The 18,957-nt window shown below is 32.8% G+C and carries 13 protein-coding genes; 5 read left to right on the forward strand and 8 right to left on the reverse strand.

The genetic code is table 11. The annotated features are described in order from the left end of the window. Window positions 1-175: 175 nt before the first annotated feature. The 4 genes from ACFFGL_RS04645 to ACFFGL_RS04660 all read left to right on the forward strand — a co-directional run bounded on the left by ACFFGL_RS04645 (window position 176) and on the right by ACFFGL_RS04660 (window position 3,374). Window positions 176-733: a DUF7010 family protein gene (locus tag ACFFGL_RS04645; protein ID WP_309727927.1), complete on the forward strand. Its 558-nt coding sequence runs from the start codon at window positions 176-178 to the stop codon at window positions 731-733. Window positions 734-808: 75 nt separating this feature from the next. Further along, complete coding sequence (locus ACFFGL_RS04650) at window positions 809-1,762, forward strand: alpha/beta fold hydrolase (RefSeq protein WP_309727930.1); 954 nt, start codon at window positions 809-811, stop codon at window positions 1,760-1,762. 144 nt (window positions 1,763-1,906) lie between these two features. Continuing rightward, window positions 1,907-2,401 carry a hypothetical protein gene (locus tag ACFFGL_RS04655; RefSeq protein ID WP_309727932.1) on the forward strand — a complete coding sequence of 165 codons (495 nt, stop codon included), beginning with the start codon at window positions 1,907-1,909 and terminating at the stop codon, window positions 2,399-2,401. Between the two features lies 1 nt (window position 2,402). Beyond that, window positions 2,403-3,374: a WD40 repeat domain-containing protein gene (locus ACFFGL_RS04660; protein WP_309727934.1), complete on the forward strand. Its 972-nt coding sequence runs from the start codon at window positions 2,403-2,405 to the stop codon at window positions 3,372-3,374. A gap of 78 nt (window positions 3,375-3,452) precedes the next feature. Here the strand turns inward: ACFFGL_RS04660 and ACFFGL_RS04665 are convergent, their stop codons facing one another. The 4 genes from ACFFGL_RS04665 to ACFFGL_RS04680 all read right to left on the reverse strand — a co-directional run bounded on the left by ACFFGL_RS04665 (window position 3,453) and on the right by ACFFGL_RS04680 (window position 6,523). Beyond that, window positions 3,453-3,629 (reverse strand): histone H1, encoded by a 177-nt coding sequence (locus ACFFGL_RS04665; protein ID WP_309727937.1) that lies wholly within the window; start codon window positions 3,627-3,629, stop codon window positions 3,453-3,455. Between the two features lie 92 nt (window positions 3,630-3,721). After that, the gene (locus ACFFGL_RS04670; protein WP_309727939.1) at window positions 3,722-4,399 is read right to left on the reverse strand and encodes a hypothetical protein; all 678 of its coding nucleotides are present in this window, start codon (window positions 4,397-4,399) and stop codon (window positions 3,722-3,724) included. A gap of 31 nt (window positions 4,400-4,430) precedes the next feature. Continuing rightward, the gene (locus ACFFGL_RS04675; protein ID WP_309727940.1) at window positions 4,431-5,132 is read right to left on the reverse strand and encodes a response regulator transcription factor; all 702 of its coding nucleotides are present in this window, start codon (window positions 5,130-5,132) and stop codon (window positions 4,431-4,433) included. Next, window positions 5,129-6,523, reverse strand: coding sequence for a sensor histidine kinase (locus ACFFGL_RS04680; protein WP_309727942.1), 1,395 nt, complete (start codon window positions 6,521-6,523; stop codon window positions 5,129-5,131). The genes ACFFGL_RS04675 and ACFFGL_RS04680 overlap by 4 nt, the downstream gene beginning before the upstream one ends. A 241-nt stretch (window positions 6,524-6,764) precedes the next feature. Here ACFFGL_RS04680 and ACFFGL_RS04685 point away from each other — a divergent pair, with 241 nt between their 5' ends. Next, window positions 6,765-9,158 (forward strand): TonB-dependent receptor domain-containing protein, encoded by a 2,394-nt coding sequence (locus tag ACFFGL_RS04685; protein WP_309727944.1) that lies wholly within the window; start codon window positions 6,765-6,767, stop codon window positions 9,156-9,158. 5 nt (window positions 9,159-9,163) lie between these two features. Here the strand turns inward: ACFFGL_RS04685 and ACFFGL_RS04690 are convergent, their stop codons facing one another. The 4 genes from ACFFGL_RS04690 to ACFFGL_RS04705 all read right to left on the reverse strand — a co-directional run bounded on the left by ACFFGL_RS04690 (window position 9,164) and on the right by ACFFGL_RS04705 (window position 18,883). Then, window positions 9,164-9,907 carry a DUF2490 domain-containing protein gene (locus ACFFGL_RS04690; RefSeq protein ID WP_309727946.1) on the reverse strand — a complete coding sequence of 248 codons (744 nt, stop codon included), beginning with the start codon at window positions 9,905-9,907 and terminating at the stop codon, window positions 9,164-9,166. Between the two features lie 132 nt (window positions 9,908-10,039). Next, window positions 10,040-11,425 carry an NAD-dependent succinate-semialdehyde dehydrogenase gene (locus ACFFGL_RS04695; RefSeq protein WP_309727948.1) on the reverse strand — a complete coding sequence of 462 codons (1,386 nt, stop codon included), beginning with the start codon at window positions 11,423-11,425 and terminating at the stop codon, window positions 10,040-10,042. 103 nt (window positions 11,426-11,528) lie between these two features. Then, complete coding sequence (tamL, locus tag ACFFGL_RS04700; RefSeq protein ID WP_309727950.1) at window positions 11,529-13,811, reverse strand: translocation and assembly module lipoprotein TamL; 2,283 nt, start codon at window positions 13,809-13,811, stop codon at window positions 11,529-11,531. Next, the gene (locus ACFFGL_RS04705; protein WP_309727952.1) at window positions 13,811-18,883 is read right to left on the reverse strand and encodes a translocation/assembly module TamB domain-containing protein; all 5,073 of its coding nucleotides are present in this window, start codon (window positions 18,881-18,883) and stop codon (window positions 13,811-13,813) included. The genes tamL and ACFFGL_RS04705 overlap by 1 nt, the downstream gene beginning before the upstream one ends. Window positions 18,884-18,957 lie beyond the last annotated feature (74 nt).

Below are 18,957 nucleotides of genomic sequence, written 5' to 3' on the forward strand. Positions count from 1 at the left end.
ATATTTATAAGTTATTTTATATTTGTCATCTATTCCAATAAAAGTTTTTCGTCTGTATACAAGCTTTTCAAATAGATTATTATGAGAAAAAATTTTTTATATGTCTTTCATCTTACTTATTTCACTAATATGTTTGGTCATCCTGTCTCACTAATAAGCTTACTAAATTTGCTACATGGAAAAAAATAATTTAAAAAAATTAAAGTTAGAAATTCAAGTAGAAGCTAAAAAAGGAATTGACTTTATTATTTCCGGTGGAATTTTATGGTTAGCAATATCCTTTATTTGGTTACAGGAATTTTCGTCATATAATAAAAGTATTATTACGTTTATGGTAGCGGCTTTAATGCTACCATTAGCTTTTGCACTATCTAAACTTTTTTCTACAAATTGGAAAATAAAAAATAATTCACTTCAACCTTTAGGGTTATGGTTAAATTTTGCTCAGCTTATTTATTTTCCAATTTTAGTTTTTGTTTTGCTTGAACAGCCCGATAACTTCATTATGGCTTATGCAATTATTACCGGGGCACATTTATTTCCGTATGCTTGGTTATATGAAGATATAGGCTATGCCATTACCGCAATTATAATCTCCATAGGATCATTGGGAATAGGACTTTATTTTTCCCCGGAAAATTTTTGGATTATACCACTATTTACCTCTTCACTACTTTTTTTATTGAGCTTAAAAATTCTATTCTTAAAAAGAACTAGTCATCTTAAGAACTAAGAATTATTATTCGAATACTATTAATTTTTCCGCAACATTTATAGTGACAAATCGTATTTGGTAAAAACTATAATGATGCGAAAAATTTTACTTATATGGGCTTGCTTTCTCCAAGTTCTCATAATCACAGCTCAAGATAAAGACTATACCGAGTGGTATTTACAACGAAAAGATGTAAATATCTTTGTAAAAGAACTAGGTGCAAAAAAAGATACAGTAATTGTTATTCATGGAGGTTTTGGAGCAAACCATGAGTATATGACAGATGCTGTAAAAGGCCTCACAAAAAAATTTCATTTTGTTTTTTACGATCAACGGGGTTCCTTAATGTCTCCAACTGCTGAAGAAAATCTAACTTTTCAAAAAAATGTAGAAGATCTTTACGCATTAATTGAAACGCTTCAACTTAAAAAAGCTAAACTTTTATGTCATTCTATGGGAACCTTAATCGGAATGGAATTTGCGAAACAGCATCCAGATAGGGTTTCACATTTGGTTCTTGCAGGTGCTATTCTTCCGAAATCTGATAGCATAGAAAGTGTATTTTCAAAACGGCAGAAAGAGCAAGTAAATTTTATGCTGAACCGAAAAATAGTAAATCAACTTTCTAAACCTTATAAAGAAAAGGGCATAGATAATTTAAAATCTATTGAAGATTTGGAAAATTCTACCTTAACGCACAAAGATTTAACTGAATTTTGGAGGTTAAAATTTGCTGCAGTAAATATTTATAACCTAAAAAAATATTCATTAGTAAAAGGAGGTAAAGCTTATTACAATCCTAAAGCAGCGGTTATGACAGAAACACTAAATTGGAACTATGATTATAGGCCAATTTTAAACGAAAAAATGAAAACTACTATTATTAATGGAGCGTATGATTTTTTAGACTTTAATAGTTATATAACGAAACGCCTATTGAAGAATTATCCAAAAATTAAACTCATTACACTTCCAGAAGCAGGACATAATAGTTGGATAGATCAACCTCAACTTTTTAAAAAATCTTTAAAAGAAAATTTAGAATAATTAATTTCAAACATACTTCAAAAAATAATCTTTCACGTATTGATAATGTATATATAAGGTTTCGATTATTTAATAGTAGAGAAAAAGTTTAAAAAATCTTAGTAACATCCTTATTTGTCTTTCGTTATTAACGAAAAGCAATCCATGAAAAACAGCACTTTAAAATTCTTATTATTAGCCAATTTATTGGTAACAATAGGATTAGTTATTTACGTGATCAGAAACCAACAAGTAGAAATTGATTTATCAGATGAAATTTTAAAAGTACGCGGACTCGTCGTTACTGATTCTACAGGTGTAGAACGGGTAATTATTGGTAGCCACCTCCCTCCTGCTCAATCGCAAGGCTATCGTTTTTACAGAGGTGATAATTCCGGTGTTTCCGGCGTTATGCTCTATGATCACGAAGGACAAGAACGTGGAGGTTATGTAACTGATGATTCTTACGGAAATGTTTTCTTAACCTTAGATTCTAAAATTTCGCAACGTGTATTATTTATGGCAGAACCGCAAGGTGCTGCTAGCCTTAAAATGTGGGCGAAAAACGGAAATCAACTTAACTTAGGTACTTCTGACGAAGGCACTTGGCTAGAAACTTCTAAAAATGGTGTAAAGAAAACTTTCCTAAAAACTGATTAAAATGAAAACTACTTCTCGAATAACAATCCTTATATCTATACTCATCTTATTTTCCCAATGCAAACAAGAAATAAAACTGAAACCTCAAAAATTAACCGGTAATAATCCTGTTGCTTTTACCGACGTTATTTATAAATCAGGACGAGATACCGTGTTCGTTTCAACTTACGGTGGACATATTTATGAAATCATCAATAATAAAACAAAGAAAAAGAAAATAGCACTACTTGATGACGAAATCTATAGTATGGCTTATAATTCCAGCACCAAGCAGATTTATGCAGCCACATTAAATTCTGGTATTGCGGTGATCGATGCGGAAAATGGAAAACTAATTAAAACTTTAAAGCTTAAAGAAACTTGGGCGCATAAACTTACCTATAACCAGCAAAGTAAGCTGCTAGCTACCTCAGATTTTAAAGGAAATCACTACATATGGAATACAGCCGATAATTTTAGAATCTTAGAAACTCCAAAAAAAATAAGAAATGCCCAACCAAAATATATTACAGACAATGGAATAATATATTTTAATAAAAGAAATGAAGTTTTGGTCTGGAATACACAAACCAATCAGATTTTCTCACATTCCTTAACCGGAACACTAGAAGATGTGGATAAAAACAATAATTTATTAGTAATTGGAGGTAAACAATTTGCCTTATACAATACCTCTACAGATAGTTTGGTCTATAAAAATAAGCACCCTAACTGGCCTATTTACCTAAAAGATAAAGATAGTTTTGTAAACGTGCCCTTAACCTTAGAAATAGTTTCAGGAAAATTAGGTAATAATACTATCTATACAGCGGGACTGGATAAGACAATCCGTAAATGGAAAAAATCAACTGGTAGTTTGGAAGAAACTTTGAAAAAACATCGGGCTTCCATTAGTGCCATTTCGCTTAATAAAAATAAATCGCAATTAGTAAGTGTAGATCTATCGGGAACAATTTATTTCTGGGAATTATAAACTTATAATATTGAAAAATTAAACGTTTTGAAAAAAGCGTATAAAAATAAACCCCTTATTATTAAGGGGTTTATTTCACTATTTTTTAGACTCGGCAATCGATACTTTTCGAAATTCTTTTAATAGTTTTTCTAAAGCTAACGAAGATTTTCTAGCGCGTGTTCCTGCTGCTTTATTTCCGCTTTCTAACTGAGTTTTAGCGTCATTTTCAAAAGATTCATAAGTTGTTTGGATGCTTTCCATTAATTCTTTCATAAGAATAGGTTTTAAATATTAACAATAAACCAGCGAAAATATAATTATTCTACAAAATGCTTTCTTCAAATTGAAAATAAAAATTTTAAAATTTACTTTTCCCGCAGTCTATGAATTTCATTTTGTAGGCTATCTACTTGTTTATGTAAGCGTTCGGATTCCTTACGCAATTCCATAACCTCATTTCTTTTTTCATCCAGATCTTGGCGCTGTTCTGCACGGTTTAGACGATCTGCTTCTCTTTTCATACGCATAGCTTCGCGCTTCAACTGTTGTGCTTCACGTTCTAGCCGTAATTCATTTCTATCTTCTTGCTTTCCCGATAGCAAATTTTTAATTTTTTGTCCGGTGTGTGTGAATTTTTCTTCCAATTGATGATCGGCTTGGGTTTTATCAAGTTTCATTTTCAATTTTCCAGAAGAGAGTTCAATGCTATAAACCTCATCATTTCCGGGAGAAAATATCCAAGAAAACCAACTGTCTCGCTTTTGAATACTTTCTTTCCCAAATTCATTTATCAAAATTTCTTTTACTTGCTTATCGTAACTTTCCGAATAACTTGCACTAAATTTATAATCGGTATTAGAATTGCTTACTGAAATTGAGAGATTGGAATCACCCGTTTTTGAACCAGATACATTATGATTATAATGACTCGAAGTAGAACTTGTTGTAACAGAAGTTGGAGGTTGTGGCGTTTGGGGAGTTTTTTGTGCGGACACAAACAAACTCAACATAAAGAATACGGTGGTTAACATTATAGATTTCATAAGTATTGTTTTTAAAGTTTATAAATTAATTTTATTCATCTAAAAAGAAAGTTATTCCTATACCTCGTGTACTTTCAATTCTAATACGAGAATCATTTTTAAAGTATTTCCGTAATCGACTTAGAAAAACGTCCATACTTCTTCCAGAGAAAAAATCATTATTTCCCCACAAATCATTTAAAATTTTATCTCGTTTTAGCATTTGGTTTTTATGCTGAAAAAGGTAAGTAATCAAGGCTGCTTCTTTTTCTGTAATTTTCTGTATTTTTCCCTCACGTTGTAAGTAATAATTTTTTACATCTAGCAAATAAGACCCTAATGTTATTTTTTCTTGTTGTGATGGCGGAATGTGATAAGTATTTCTTTTTAAAATATTACGAAGTTTAAGTACTAAAATATCGGCATCAAAAGGTTTTACGATATAATCATCTGCGCCTAACCGAAGTCCTTTTATTTTATCTTCTTTTAATTTTCGTGCGGTTAGAAAAATAAAGGGGATTTCTGGTGTTATCGTTAGCATTTTTTGGGCGAGTTCGAATCCGTCTAATTTCGGCATCATCACATCAAGTACCGCTATAGATATAGGAGGATTCTTTTTCTCTTTTAGAATAGTAAAAGCCTTTTCTCCATCGGTTATCCAAGTAACGTCATAACTGTGTACTTCCAGGTATTGCTTAAGTATACTTCCGAAATCATAATCGTCTTCCACCAATAAAATATGAATTTTACTCATTGTATCTTAGGTATTTTAATTGTAAATGTGCTTCCCTTACTTTTTTCGCTTTTCACTTTTATTGTTCCTTGATGAGCAAGAATAATTTGTTGCGTATAATATAATCCCAAACCTAAACCTTGGTTGGCTTGAAGGTTACTTGACGAAACCCGATAAAACTTTTCAAATAAATGCTGTTGCTCTTTTTTTGGAATTCCTATTCCTTCATCTTTAATCACTAGAAAAAAACAATTGTTATTGTAATCGGTAGTTATTTTTATTTTGGCTTTTTCTTTGCTATACTTTACCGCATTATCAAGTAAATTGAAAATAGCAGTTGAAAAGTAAAAAGGGTCTATTTTTAATTCTTTTTCTTGATGGTTAAAAGCAATAGCTATTTGTAAAGGTTTAGCCTCTACACTTAATTTAAAATCTTCCACTATATGATTGAGAAAAGGAATTATTTCCACATTTTTTAGAGCCAATTTTAAATGCTGTGCTTTCAAACTATTTGTCATCACCTGGTCAATCAGTTTTTGAATGCGTTCATTCTGGCGGTCTATAATAGCTAGCGAATTTTGTAAAGTTTCCGGTTTCGAAAGAATCTGTTGATTTTTTAAGCTTTTGGTAGCTATTCCTAACGTAGCCAAGGGTGTTTTTAACTCGTGGGTTATATTATTGATAAAATCTGTTTTTACTGCACTAATTTTTTTTTGTGCCATTAAACTTTTAAGGGAGTAATAAAAAAGTCCCAACATAACTACAAATAAAAATAGAGAACCGATTAATAAACCGAGCATCTGTTTAAAAACGATACTGTTTTTATCTTTAATATACATCAAGTCCTTAAACTTGATCTCTAGATTATAATGCTGTGTATTAATTTTATTTTCAGTTTGGTCTATGTAATCATACTGGGAAAAAGTTCTGGAAACGCTAACGGAATTTGCCTTGGAATTCTGAAAATCATTACCGAAAAGTTTGAAATTAGTTTGTTCAGCTAATGGGAAGATAGTATCATTCTCTTTATCAAAAATAACAATACTTTCTATATTTTTTTTATAGCTCACAGCATAGCCTAAATCTTTATGAGCTAATTCTTCTTTATATAAATTATAATAATTACTATTTAGGCTATCCGCTTTTTGCCGGAGCTTATTTAATACGATTTGTTTAGTGGTACGCTTATTTTTATAGTCAGCAATTTGATTTTTTAAAGTTTCCTCCCACGTATCTACTATCGAATCCAAATGCTTATTATAGTCAATATTCAAAATTTCGCTTCGAGTATTTTGAATAAATGCATTGCGTTTTAACGTGTAAGTATTATAAATTAAATATCCCTGAATAACTGAAAGCGCAATAAAAGCAATTACGGATATAACAATTAACCAAGTAACTTTAAGTTTCATAAACACAAGATTTATAGTCCAAAAATACTATACTTTGCCCTTTTTGTAGCCTCCTAAATAAGCATTAACCCATCATTAACCTACTTAATTTAATAACTATTGATAATCAAATACTTATTAATAACACTTATTAAGTTTATTAACCTAAGCTTAGTTCGTGCTAAACATTAACCCTGCATTAACTGACGATTAACCAAGTTTAAGCTAAAGTTCATACAGATTTGCAAATAAAAATGAACTTATGAAAAAATACGGACTCGTTCTTATAGTTTGCTTTCTATCGCTTCAGCTCAATGCACAAAAACTATCCATTTCGGGACAAATAACTGATACAGATGGAAATTCTGTAATTCAGGCCGATGTGATTTTAAAAACGTTGAATGGAGAAATTGAAACCTATACCTCTACCGATACCCTAGGAAATTTTAGACTTAAAATGCTTGCCGGAAAATATCGATTAGAAGTACATCACCTAGCTTATTTAAGCTACGTGGATACCATTCAGATACTGAATACTTCTTCAGAAAAATTAAAAATAAAATTAAAACCCAAGCAAGAAAATCTATCTGAAGTTATCATTAAAACCAAAAAGCCTTTATTAGAAAAAAAATTGGATCGACTGGTTATTAATGTGGAAAATCATCCTGTGTTTTTTGGAAGTAGCGGATTCGAAATGCTTAGCCGTGCTCCCGGAATATATAGAACTGGAAATGAAGATTTGCAAATGTTAGGAAAATCTGGTTTACGCATATTGGTTAATGGCAGGTTACAACACTTAAGCGGAGATGAACTTACCTTGTTTTTGAAAAATATGAGTGCGGAAGATATTGTAAAAATTGAATTGCTTACCACGCCTCCTTCTAATTACGAAGCTGAAGGAAACGCGGGATATATAAATATTATCACAAAAAAATTAAAAGAAGAGTCTTGGAAAGTTCGCAGCGGATTTCATTATGGACAAGGTAAATATGCTCGTGCTAAAGGAAATATAGGATTTCAATATCAACACAACAGAATGAATGCCGATCTAACCTATCATGCCGGAAAAATAAATTCATTTGAAAATATTGAACAATACAATGAGTTTGGTGAATCTCAAGCAAAGCAATACTATCGTTCGTATAATCATGAAATGCGCTATACAGTTTATCATAGCATCCGAAGTCAATTGGATTGGGAACTCAATAAAAAATCTTTACTAAGCTTTGTTTCTAGCGCAATGCTTCAAAAAAGTAATCGCCCAAGCCGAAACCATACTTTTCAATTTCAAGAAAATAGTGAAATTCTACAAGAAATAAATACCTCTAGCTTGGCCAATCTTAACTACTTAAACTATAGCAACGATTTATATTATGAATATAAGTTGGATACTTTAGGTAAAAAAGTAAGTTTTACTACAAGTTTAGCAGGATTTGGTCTACAGGATCACCAAATGTTTAGAAACAGATTTCAATCGGCTTCTCAATTACCTTTTACAGAAAACTTACAAAGTAATTTTAATAACCAGTCTACAATTAAAGCCGCAAAATTGGATTTGAAATTACCTTATGAAAACAGTACGTGGGAAACCGGGATAAAATATGCCTCCATGAAAGCTATTAATAACTTTATTTTTGAAAATTTTAATGAGGATAAATGGGAACTCGACCCCAATTTAAGTAACGATTTTATCTATCGGGAGCAAAACACAGCAGCCTATATTTCTTTCCAAACCAAACTTAGTAAAAAATGGCAGGGAAAAGCAGGCCTTCGGGCAGAATATACCGACACTCGGGGAAAGTCGCCTACCTTAAATCAAGTAACGACCTATAATTATTTAAAGCTTTTCCCTACTTTATACTTGCAATATGAAATTAATGAAGACTACCAAATGGATATTGCTTTCGCTCGAAGAATTAACCGACCTAATTACGGAAGTCTAAACCCATTTATTACCTACCAGAGTCCATTATTTTCCAATCAAGGAAATCCGCTGCTTCGTCCTGAGTTCACCTATAGTTTAGAATGGAACCATATCTTAAGTGATAAATATATCATTACTCCCTTTTATAATTATACAGAAGCATATTATACAGAATTTCCGCTTCGCATCGAAAACAGTAATGAAACGCGCTATACTTTTGGAAATTTAGGAACTTATCAGAGTACTGGTATTCAAGTTATTCTTCCTTTTAACCTCACTAAAAAAATAGCTTGGCAACATAGCCTTATCGGTTTATACCAAAATTATCGGTTATCCTATAATGACATTCGCCAAGAGCCCAAAGATTTCTTTTGGCGTTACCAAGCCTCGATTTCTATAAACTTTTCTGAAGCATTTAAAACCGAAATTTCTGGTTATTACGAAAGTAGTTCGTCGCAGGCTTTTTATCGATCGGCAAATAATTCGGATGTAAGCTTGGGAGTTACCTACACATTTTTAGAACAAAAAGCTCGGTTAACGGTAAATGTAACTGATCTATTTTATTCTAACCGTGCTAAAGCAAATATTGAATATCCTCAGCAATCATTAGGATTTTACAGACTAAATGATACTCGTAGGGTTCAAATCGGCTTTACTTATGAATTTGGGCAACAACTAAAAAACAGGAAAACTGTTATTAGCGCAAGTGAAGAAGAACAAAGTAGAGGCTAATCGATTTATTGATTTTTTTCTTTCCTTCTAAAATCGAAATCATATTGAAAAGTGAATTGTAATGTGGGGTGTACTTCAAATAAATTATCACTTTTTTTTATATTTTGATGAAGGTAAGCAACTTGAATATTTCCATTTTTTAAAATTTCATATCCAATTCCTAGGTATAACCAGTTTCGATCATAAGCAGGATATTGGAAATTTTCATTCATATTTATCCATAATTCATCAAATATATTTATAAACCAATTATTGAAAATAGGATATCTTACTGTAAGTCTATAACGAAATCGGTTCGAAAAACTAAAATCATCGACAGTATAATTTTGATTATTATTCATCACTAAATTTCCTTGAAAACGATGTTCTAATCTAAAACGATGAGAAAACGATAATTCTTTATAAGCTTGAGAAAGCGTAATTTGTTCCCAAATATTATGTTCAGGTTTTGTAGCAGGAATTGCATTTTCAGTATAAGGATATGACCTTAAATAAGAATACCCTATGGAATAAGCTAACGGACTTTCTGTAGGAGAATAGGTAATAAATGGTCTTAGAATTAATTGTTGCTTTTTGGACAAAAAATGAGTGTTTCGCCAATGTATTTCACTTCCTCCACTCCATTTTTCACTAAACTCATAATTATTCAGAAGTAAAAACCAAGCATCTGAATATGATTTAGTTTCTTGTGCTGAATTTTTAAAAGATAGTAGACTTATTACAATAACGACAATCACTTTAATTTTCATATACTAAACTTTTGCTCAATTATTCTTTAAAAATATCAATTAATTGGAGACCTCATATTTTTAAAGAGAATTTATAACTAAAAACCCCACACGGATTGTGTAGGGTTTAAAAAAAATTTATGGTTTAAAATTTTAATTTAAATTCATAATAGCTTTTGCATTTACAAATTCTTTTACTCCAAAACCACCATGTTCTCTACCGTAACCGGAATTTTTCACACCACCAAAAGGCATATTCGGTTGAGCTAAACCAAAAGAATTAATAAATACCATTCCGGTATCAAAATGTTTTTTGGCAATTTCCATTGCTTTATCTTCATTTTTAGAGAAAATTCCACCGCCAAGCCCAAAACGACTATCGTTTGCAATTCTTACAGCATCATCGGTATCTTTTGCTTTTATTAAAGAAGCTACAGGACCAAAAAGCTCATCGTCATAAGCCGGCTGACCTGGTTTCACATTTTCTAATACCGTCGATGAGTAGAAATATCCTTTTCCTTCCGGTAATTTTCCGCCGCAAAGAATTTTTGCTCCGTTTTTTACACTTTTTTCAACTTGTTCGTGTAAATCTTCGCGTAAATCTTTTCGAGCCATTGGTCCCATTTTACTATCTTTTTCAGTAGGATCACCATACGTAATACCGCTCATACTTTTCACGAAAGCTTCTTTAAACTCATCATACACTTTTTCAGTTACGATAAAGCGTTTTGCCGCAACACAAACTTCTCCATTATTATAAATTCTTCCTTGCGTACACATTTTTACAGCTTTTTCAATATCGGCATCTTCTAAAATTAAATAAGCATCGTTAGAACCTAATTCCATCACGCTTTTCTTTAATTCTGCTCCCGCTTTTTTGGCAACAACTTTTCCTGCGTCCGGACTTCCAGTAAGGGTTACCCCGCGAACCAAATCATTTTCAATTACTTTATCAGACTGATCGTGATTAATAATAAGTACACTAAATAAATGTTCAGGTAAACCTGCTTCTTTAAAAATTTTCTCTAATAAAAGTGCGGTTCCGGTAACGCTTTCGGCATGTTTTAGCAATACGCCATTTCCTGCCATTAAGTTAGCGATTGCATAGCGAATTACTTGATAAGAAGGAAAATTCCAAGGTTGAATTCCGTAGATTACGCCTAGTGGAGAATAGGTTATTACGCCATTTCCGCCATTGGGTAATTCTCTTTTTTCATCTTTTAATTCATCGGGAGCATTTTGGGCGGTCCAATCGCAAATTCCCGCGCAAAGATCTACTTCTTGTTTACTATGCTTGGTGAGTTTCCCCATTTCTTGGGTCATTAATTCAACCAATTCATCTTTGTGGTTTTTTAAATTTTCACCGATGCTTTTTATCACTTTTGCACGCTCTTCCAGCGATTTCATTTTCCACTCTGTAAAAGCATTATGACAGTTTTCAATAATTGAATCAACTTTATCTTGATTCATATATTGATAGGTCTTAATCTCTTGTTCGTTTGTTGGGTTAATTGTTTTAAATTCTTTTTTGTTAGCCATAATTTCAATTTTTATTTTTTTTGAAATTACTAAACATGAAGCCGTTAACTTCCCAAAACAATGTTATACTTCCCTTTATGAAATGTTATTTTCTGAATAGAATTTAAAACGGATAACCGATAGCAAAGTTAAAAACCGGTTGGTCATATTCAAATTCCCAGTTATAAGCTGGTCTTTTTAATGGTGCTGCTAAATCGAAACGAATTACAAAGCCTTGAATATCGATACGTAAACCTATTCCGGTTCCAACGCCTAATTCATTAATAAAGTTTGAAGAAAATTTTCCGCCGGGAATTGCTTCATTTTCCTGAATAAGCCAAACATTTCCCGCATCAGCGAAAACCGCTCCATTCACATATTGCACAATAGGAAAACGATATTCTAGATTTCCTTCCAGGCGAATATCTCCAGCTTGATCAAAATAAGAACTGTTATCATTACTTTCCGGATCGTAGGTTCCCGGTCCGAGTGAACGAATTTGAAATGCACGAACACTGTAAGCGCCGCCAGCAAAATATTGCTTTACAAAAGGTAACGCATCAGAATTTCCGTAAGGTAAACCAACGCCGCCAAATAATCTTCCTACTAATTTCTGACCGGAATCATCTAGTTTGTAATGATACCTAAAATCGACATCAGCTTTTGCGTATTGCGCATATTCTAGTCCTAGAAATGTTTTTACACCATCGTTATTTTCTTTCGCAAAAAGATCGATGGTATTTCCAGCGATATCAAAATTGAAATTGAAATAAAAACTTCCGATTCTATCCGCATCTACCAATTCATTATAGGTAAAAGAATAGGTTAAACCCGCGATAAATTGCTGATCGAAACTTCTACGTAAGAATTGATTTTCATCTAAAACTTGTTCAAATTCTTCACTTGTATTCGAAAGGCTTACATAATTGACATTAATAGGATTTAATTGATGCGTCACATAACGATTTGCCGCCCAAATATAACCGAACGACGTAGAAACGGAACTCAAACTATATAACTGACTTCGATTTAAATAATCTACCCCTAAATCTATTTTTGTCTTCGGAATGGAATATTTAAAACGCCCATCAGTATCAATAGGAATTGGAAATAAAAGTCGTGGAAACGTGAGCGAAGTATTTAATCCCAATTGCAAACTGCTTGCGCCAAGCCGATTTCCACCAAAAAATTGTTGCTCGTAACCAACATTTCCAGAAATTCGTAATAATTCTCCGCCTTTAAATAAATTGCGATTTGCATACGTGACGCCCAAACCTGGACCCGTAAAATTATTAGACTTTGTAACACCTTGCAATTCTAACCGAATTGAACGTTTGTTAAGTGGCGATAATTCAATTTCAGCATCAAGATGACGAAAACCATTTTCATCGGCTACCGAATCTTTTTCTTTATACTGAATATTTACGAATTTATAAGTTCCGATAGAAGATAATCTTCTACTGGTATATTTTGAAAGTGTTGGGTTATAACGATCTCCCGGTTTAATTAATAAGTAAGGCTCTAAACGTTTGGGTTTAAAAAAAACTTCTTTTTGAATAAAATTAATACTATCAACAACCGTGGTATCTTTTATAACTTCATCTTTAACCGTTTTATTAGGATAAACATTTACTTCATCAATTATATAAGGAACTAAGGATTTTTCGGGAACATTTTTCTTCAACCGTAAAAATAAATCAAATCTTCGGTTGTCGTAACGATTGGTATCGGCTTCAAAAAGTAAAAAATCTGAATTGAAGTTGTAATACCCTTTATCTTTCAAATACGTATCAATTCGCTGGCGTTCGGCTTTCATCGCATCAAGATTAAAACGCATATCTTTTTCTATAATCGATTCTGAAAGTGAGGCTGAAATTGCATCGTACATTGCTAAAGAATCTAACGTATCTCGCTCTAATTGAAAGGTTTCAAGTTTGTAAGGTTGTGCTAATGAAACTTGATAATTTACTTTAGCAGTTTGCGCCGAACTATCTTTTTTTACTTCTGAAGTTACGCGACTATTAAAAAACCCATTGTTATCTAATCGATTAATAATTAAATCTTCGGTAGAAGGAATTTCTACATCTGAAAAATAAACCGGCTCCTCTCCTATTTTTTTATTTAAAAATTTATTGATGAATCCCGGTTTTTCGCGTTGTGCTTTATAATAAAAATATAAGCCGGGTCGCATTCCTAAGAATTTAGTATTGGGTTTTGGAACCAACAATCCGTTTAATTCGGTTTGTAAACCACTTTTATTTTTGATATCGAGCGTATCAATTAATTTAATATTTCCGCCGTTGTAAAGTAATTCATCTTCGGGAATGAATTTTTTTACGCTACAGGAATATAAAATTCCTATTAAAAACAGCGCGAGAAAATAATATTTATATGAAGTTTTTTTCATTAATTTTCTTCGTTTTCTTCTTCAGTTGAAGTGGCTTTTTTATTGTTTTCTGAAGTATTTTCCTCTTCTGGTTTTTCTTCAGATTCTTGATTTTTCTCAGTTTCTTCTTTTACACTTCCATCCCATAATTCTTTGAATTTATTAAATTCTCGGGTGAAAATTAATGCGATCCCGCTTACAAAAACCTGTCCGTCAATTACATTTTCGTATTCACTTTTTCTGAATCCTCTTATGCGCCATCTTCCGTTTTCCGTTAACAAATATTCAATACTTACATTTCCAATTACAGGATTTGCTTCACCTGGACGATTTTCACCTTGAACGCTCACATCACTTCCAGCCTGTACAATTAAACGATCGTCTAATAATTTTTTCTGGGCATTTATAGCAACATCGGTTCGTTCTTGCGCGCTATTTCCTTGATAATCGGTATAGCTATTTACGCCAAAACTCAATTCCACACCGGTATTTCCGGTGAATTTATCAGAAAGCATATTTAATTGATCGGTTAACGCCTGATTAATATTTTCTCGTGCAATATTTGCCGCACCACCTTGACTTCCATCACTACCGGATTCAGGATAAAACCGATTCAATACCAACAATGAAAAAACCTGTTTGTTAAGCTGATCTTCTTGCTGATTTAACTGTGAAACTTTTCCGTAAACCGAACCGCCAATCGCACCTTGTGAATCTTCAGGCATATCGATACTGAACGTTAAACGCGGTTGCATTAATTCACCATCGACATTTAAATACACTAAAAAGGGAAGTTTCTGTTTATAGCGATTTCTTACCGCTAAACTTTCACCCGCAGTTTGTGATGACATTAATGAAGAAGCTGAAGTTTCTACACGATAAATGGCTTTAATATCTAAATCTGCATTCATCGGGTCGCCTTGCCAAGTTACACTACTCGATTTGTCAATCTCAAATTTTCGTTTAACCAAATTGTAAAGATTCATTTCGTAATGACCATCGCTTACATCATAACGACCAGTTAAGGTGGTTCTTCCGTTTCTCGCGATATTAAATTTTAAATCGCCTTCTCCTGTAAATTGTAAATTGTCGCCTGTACGTTCATTAATTACAATATTGAACGTAGCGTTTGGTTCAACTTTTAAATTGGCATTTAGCTCAATTCCGGTAATAATTGCTGAAGCCTCTTCATCGGTATTTTCGGTTAAGATATTATCAGGGTTTTCTTTATTCACAAAAATTACCACGCCGTCCCGTTTTTGAATACTTAATTGCGTTTCGGGAATTACGTAGGTAAGATCGGTTTTTTCGTTTACCGTTAAATCTACATCGAGTTTCGGGAAATTTAAATCGCCTCGAAGTTTTGCATCGAGGTCGAAAATGGCTTTTCCGTAATATAATTCGTTATCTTCTTTAGTTGAATTTAAAGCTTGAAAATCTTTCGCAGTAACGTCTAATTTAAATTTCGGATTGGTTAAATCTTCAGTTAACACATCGCCGGTAAGCGTGAATTTGTTACCATCGACATCGGCGATAGAAAAAGTGTTGAAATAAATTCCGTCGTTATCAATATTAATTCGTTCGTCTGCTAAGGTGAATTTCGTATTTAAACGACTTACGTTAAATGCGGCATTATTGAATTGGAAATATCCTTTATAATCGGGTTCGGTGGTAGTTCCGCTTACAGCAATTTTACCTGATAAACTACCTTCAGAATTTTTAAGTTCTTTGCTTAAAAATTTTTCAATCGTGGTTAACTGAATTTCATTAATCGCTAAATCTAAGTTCAGTTTCGGTCCGTTTTGGGAAACTGCATAATCGCCGGTTAAATCTAGATCGACTTCACTTCCTTTTAAGCCTAAATCGAAATCGTATTTTTCACTTCCTTTCGATTTTGCATTAATACTTAATTTACCGAGTGGAATTTGCGTGATTTTAAAATCATTCACGCCCAAATCAGCGATCATTCCCCAATTCGTAAACGGATCTACAATAATAAAATTCCCGTTCATTTCGCCGGAAGCCAAATATTCATCGGGATTAAAATAACTCATTAAGGTTGCTAACTTGAAATTTTTCAACTCAACGCCCCAATGTTCTTTTTCTTGCCCAAGTTGATCGCTCAAGGTTAATTCTTGTCCGTTTCTACTGACGGTAAAATCGGTAAACGCAATTGTTTCATCCTGAATTACCATAGCATTTGAAGCCGGAATTGACCACGAATTTTTATTCAAAATCAATTTTTCAGGATTTATATGAACCGCTAATTTATTTTCTCTGGTATCTATTTCAGATTGAATATGATATAATTCGGTTGTTTTATCGAAAGCGCTAAAATTTAGGGCGAGTTTTTCATCTTGAAAATTCCCGTCGATAGTAGTTTTCGCAATTTGTAGCGGACCGGCTTTTACATTGGCAAAACCGACATCGAAAACCGCACTTTTACTATCAGAATCTATATTTATTGCTAAACTATCTACCGTATTTCCTTGAAAATTTAAATGTGGTAAACGAATATTCGCTTTTAATTCTTGCTTCTGCTCACTAAAATCTACTTGCGCAGTAAGCGTATCCATTTCCTGTAAACCTTCAGCAAAAACTTCAGAAATAATTGGTGTTTCGTAAAAACGAAGATCCATTTTTAAATTTACCGGTTTTTGTAACGTATCTACTTTTGCCATAGAATCGGTAAAATAATGTTTCATATGGCGTTGCAAAGCTTTCCCGATTTGAGTAGGATTTGCATTGGAATTTAAACTCGATTTTAAAAAACTGCTCGAAATATCTAAAGAAGTACTGTCTTTTCTTACTGAAGAATTTACGGCAAAATCACCTAAATAATAAGGCTTATTATCATAAACCGCAACGCCATCGGTAAACGTACTTTGCAAATCAAATCTTTCTGCATTTCCTTTAAATGTGGCGTTCAAATTTACTTTGGTGCGAATGTCTTTTTTAGTAATTCCAAGCGCGTAAAGATTAGCGCCGATTAAATCTAAATCCACTACAAATTTTGGCGCGACAGAATCTAATTCTACTTGCGAATCGAATTTAAAATTTAAGTTATCATCTTTAAAAGCCATTTTTACATTTCCGCTTCCGTTGGTGATTTTTCCATCTAATTCTAAAGCTGAAAAATCGTACCCGCTATATTCTAATTTTGAAAATTTTGAAGAAAGTTCTGCATCTAACGTATTAATATTTTCGCCACTTCCAGAAGTTTGTAGCGTGAGCGAAATTTTCCCGATATTGGGATTTTCAAGTAATTTTCCTAAATCTAGTTCAATTGCTTCTAACGTAGAATCAAACGCTAATTTTCCTTGATTGGTGAAATTTCCGTTCACCTTAATTTCTCCTTCAGTAATTTTTAAGGTGGTATTTGTTTTAAAATCATTCATCGTTCCAGAAACCGAGCCGTTAAGCTGAATGTTTTCGGGAACTGAAATTCCTAAGTCTTTTTCAGAAACAAAACGCAACACATCTTTTCGAACCGTTTTAATGTTGAAGTTTGGTAAATTTAACCGCACATTATCGGGTTCGGTTAAATTGGCGATTGTTCCGCTAGTTGAAATTCGGGTTTGATTTCCCCAATTTAGTTGTAATTTTTTAATAGAAGCTGACGATAAAGTTCCTTCAGCTATAATTGAACCTTGAAAATCGTTTTTTGCGAGTTGCTGAAATTGCGGATTTTTTTTGAGTTCCGGTGAAAAAAGATAAGCATCGCTTGGCGCGATATTAAAATTTTGTAATTCCGCAGCAAAAGAAGTTTTTTCAGGATTTTCAATAAAATTTTCAATAGAAGTATAATTTGCTGAAAAATTTCCGCTTAAATTACTGTTTCCTGTTGCTATCGATAAATCATTCAACTGAAATGATTCGTTATTTAATTCTGCTGAAAAGGCTAATTTTTTCAGGTTAAAACCGCTTGCTTCTTGAAACGATAATTCTTCAATGGTCGCGATTGCCTTTTTATTTTTTCCGAGGAAAAGGTTATTGGCTTTAAAATTGAAATCTGCCAAATCGATCGCTTGCGGATTAAAATTGCCTTCTTGCGGTAAATTCCCATTCTGTTGAACGCAAATGGAATTGTTTTCTAACGAAATTGAATTCAGTTTCACCTTCCATTCCGGCCACGAAAATGCTTGTGAAGTTTGCTGCGATGAAGTTTCAGTATTTCTAGGCTCTTGTTCGGTTTGAAAAACTACATCGGAATTATTGAGCACCAAGTTATCTACACTAATGCTTTGCGTAGGTAAATTAGCATCTGCATTTTCTACCAAAAATTCTCGCAAATCGACCGAAGCGTAAGTTTTCTGTGGAATTGATTGGTAATTGGCATAAACTTTTTTCAGAATTAACCGATCAACTTTTAAAATTGGCATCGCTACTTCGGAAGAATCGCTGGGCGGAATGGGTTTGGTTTGCGCATAATTAATATCGGTATTCTCTAAGGATAATTCAGCAACGTGAAATTTCATTTTTTCTAAATCGACTTCTTCTCCTTCTAAAGCTAATTTTCCTAATTTAGCATCGGCTTTTAAACCGGTAACTTCATCATTATAACTTAAATCGAAATTTTCGAAATTTACCGATCCAACGCTAAGTTGCATTGGCTTTTGACTAGTTTGTTTTTTTGTAGCGGTAGAATCTGAAGCAAACGCATCAACTAAAAATTGATAATTGAATCCACTAACGGAATCTTTTCGATAAATATTCGCTTTTAGACCGTTCCAATCTACGCCATCTATCCCTATTGCATTGCCTTTAATAATGGGCCAAATAGGAATATCGGCTTCTAAACTTTTAGAATAAACTAGCGTATCGCCTTTTTTGTCTTCTAAGTATAAACCTTCTAAACTAATGTCACCTGAAAAAGTAATGTATAATTTTTCTATTTCAACCTTAGTATGGGTTTTATTAGAAACGTAATTGGTAACTTTATTTACGATAATATCTTGTCCCCACGGACTACGAAAAAAAAGCACTACCACTAAAAAAAGTAGGAGAAGAATAAAAATAAACCATGCAAAGATTTTTAAAATCTTTTTTCGTTTCGAGGTTTTCTTTTTGTTTTTATTTTCTTTTTTATGCACTTATTGGGGATGTCAAGATAAGCTCCAAATTTATTGTTTCCTTACGGTTTACAAAGATTTAGGTGTGTTTAAAA

The sequence above is a fragment of the Mesonia maritima genome (assembly GCF_042433895.1).
GTDB lineage: Bacteria > Bacteroidota > Bacteroidia > Flavobacteriales > Flavobacteriaceae > Mesonia > Mesonia maritima.

Bases quoted from the DNA above. Each gene is read 5' to 3' on its own strand.
- ACFFGL_RS04660 (WP_309727934.1), top strand. From the start codon at position 2,403: ATGAAAACTACTTCTCGAATAACAATCCTTATATCTATACTCATCTTA.
- ACFFGL_RS04690 (WP_309727946.1), bottom strand. From the start codon at position 9,907: ATGAAAATTAAAGTGATTGTCGTTATTGTAATAAGTCTACTATCTTTT.
- ACFFGL_RS04665 (WP_309727937.1), bottom strand. From the start codon at position 3,629: ATGAAAGAATTAATGGAAAGCATCCAAACAACTTATGAATCTTTTGAA.
- ACFFGL_RS04645 (WP_309727927.1), top strand. From the start codon at position 176: ATGGAAAAAAATAATTTAAAAAAATTAAAGTTAGAAATTCAAGTAGAA.
- ACFFGL_RS04675 (WP_309727940.1), bottom strand. From the start codon at position 5,132: ATGAGTAAAATTCATATTTTATTGGTGGAAGACGATTATGATTTCGGA.
- ACFFGL_RS04670 (WP_309727939.1), bottom strand. From the start codon at position 4,399: ATGAAATCTATAATGTTAACCACCGTATTCTTTATGTTGAGTTTGTTT.
- ACFFGL_RS04655 (WP_309727932.1), top strand. From the start codon at position 1,907: ATGAAAAACAGCACTTTAAAATTCTTATTATTAGCCAATTTATTGGTA.
- ACFFGL_RS04685 (WP_309727944.1), top strand. From the start codon at position 6,765: ATGAAAAAATACGGACTCGTTCTTATAGTTTGCTTTCTATCGCTTCAG.
- ACFFGL_RS04680 (WP_309727942.1), bottom strand. From the start codon at position 6,523: ATGAAACTTAAAGTTACTTGGTTAATTGTTATATCCGTAATTGCTTTT.
- tamL (WP_309727950.1), bottom strand. From the start codon at position 13,811: ATGAAAAAAACTTCATATAAATATTATTTTCTCGCGCTGTTTTTAATA.
- ACFFGL_RS04650 (WP_309727930.1), top strand. From the start codon at position 809: ATGCGAAAAATTTTACTTATATGGGCTTGCTTTCTCCAAGTTCTCATA.
- ACFFGL_RS04695 (WP_309727948.1), bottom strand. From the start codon at position 11,425: ATGGCTAACAAAAAAGAATTTAAAACAATTAACCCAACAAACGAACAA.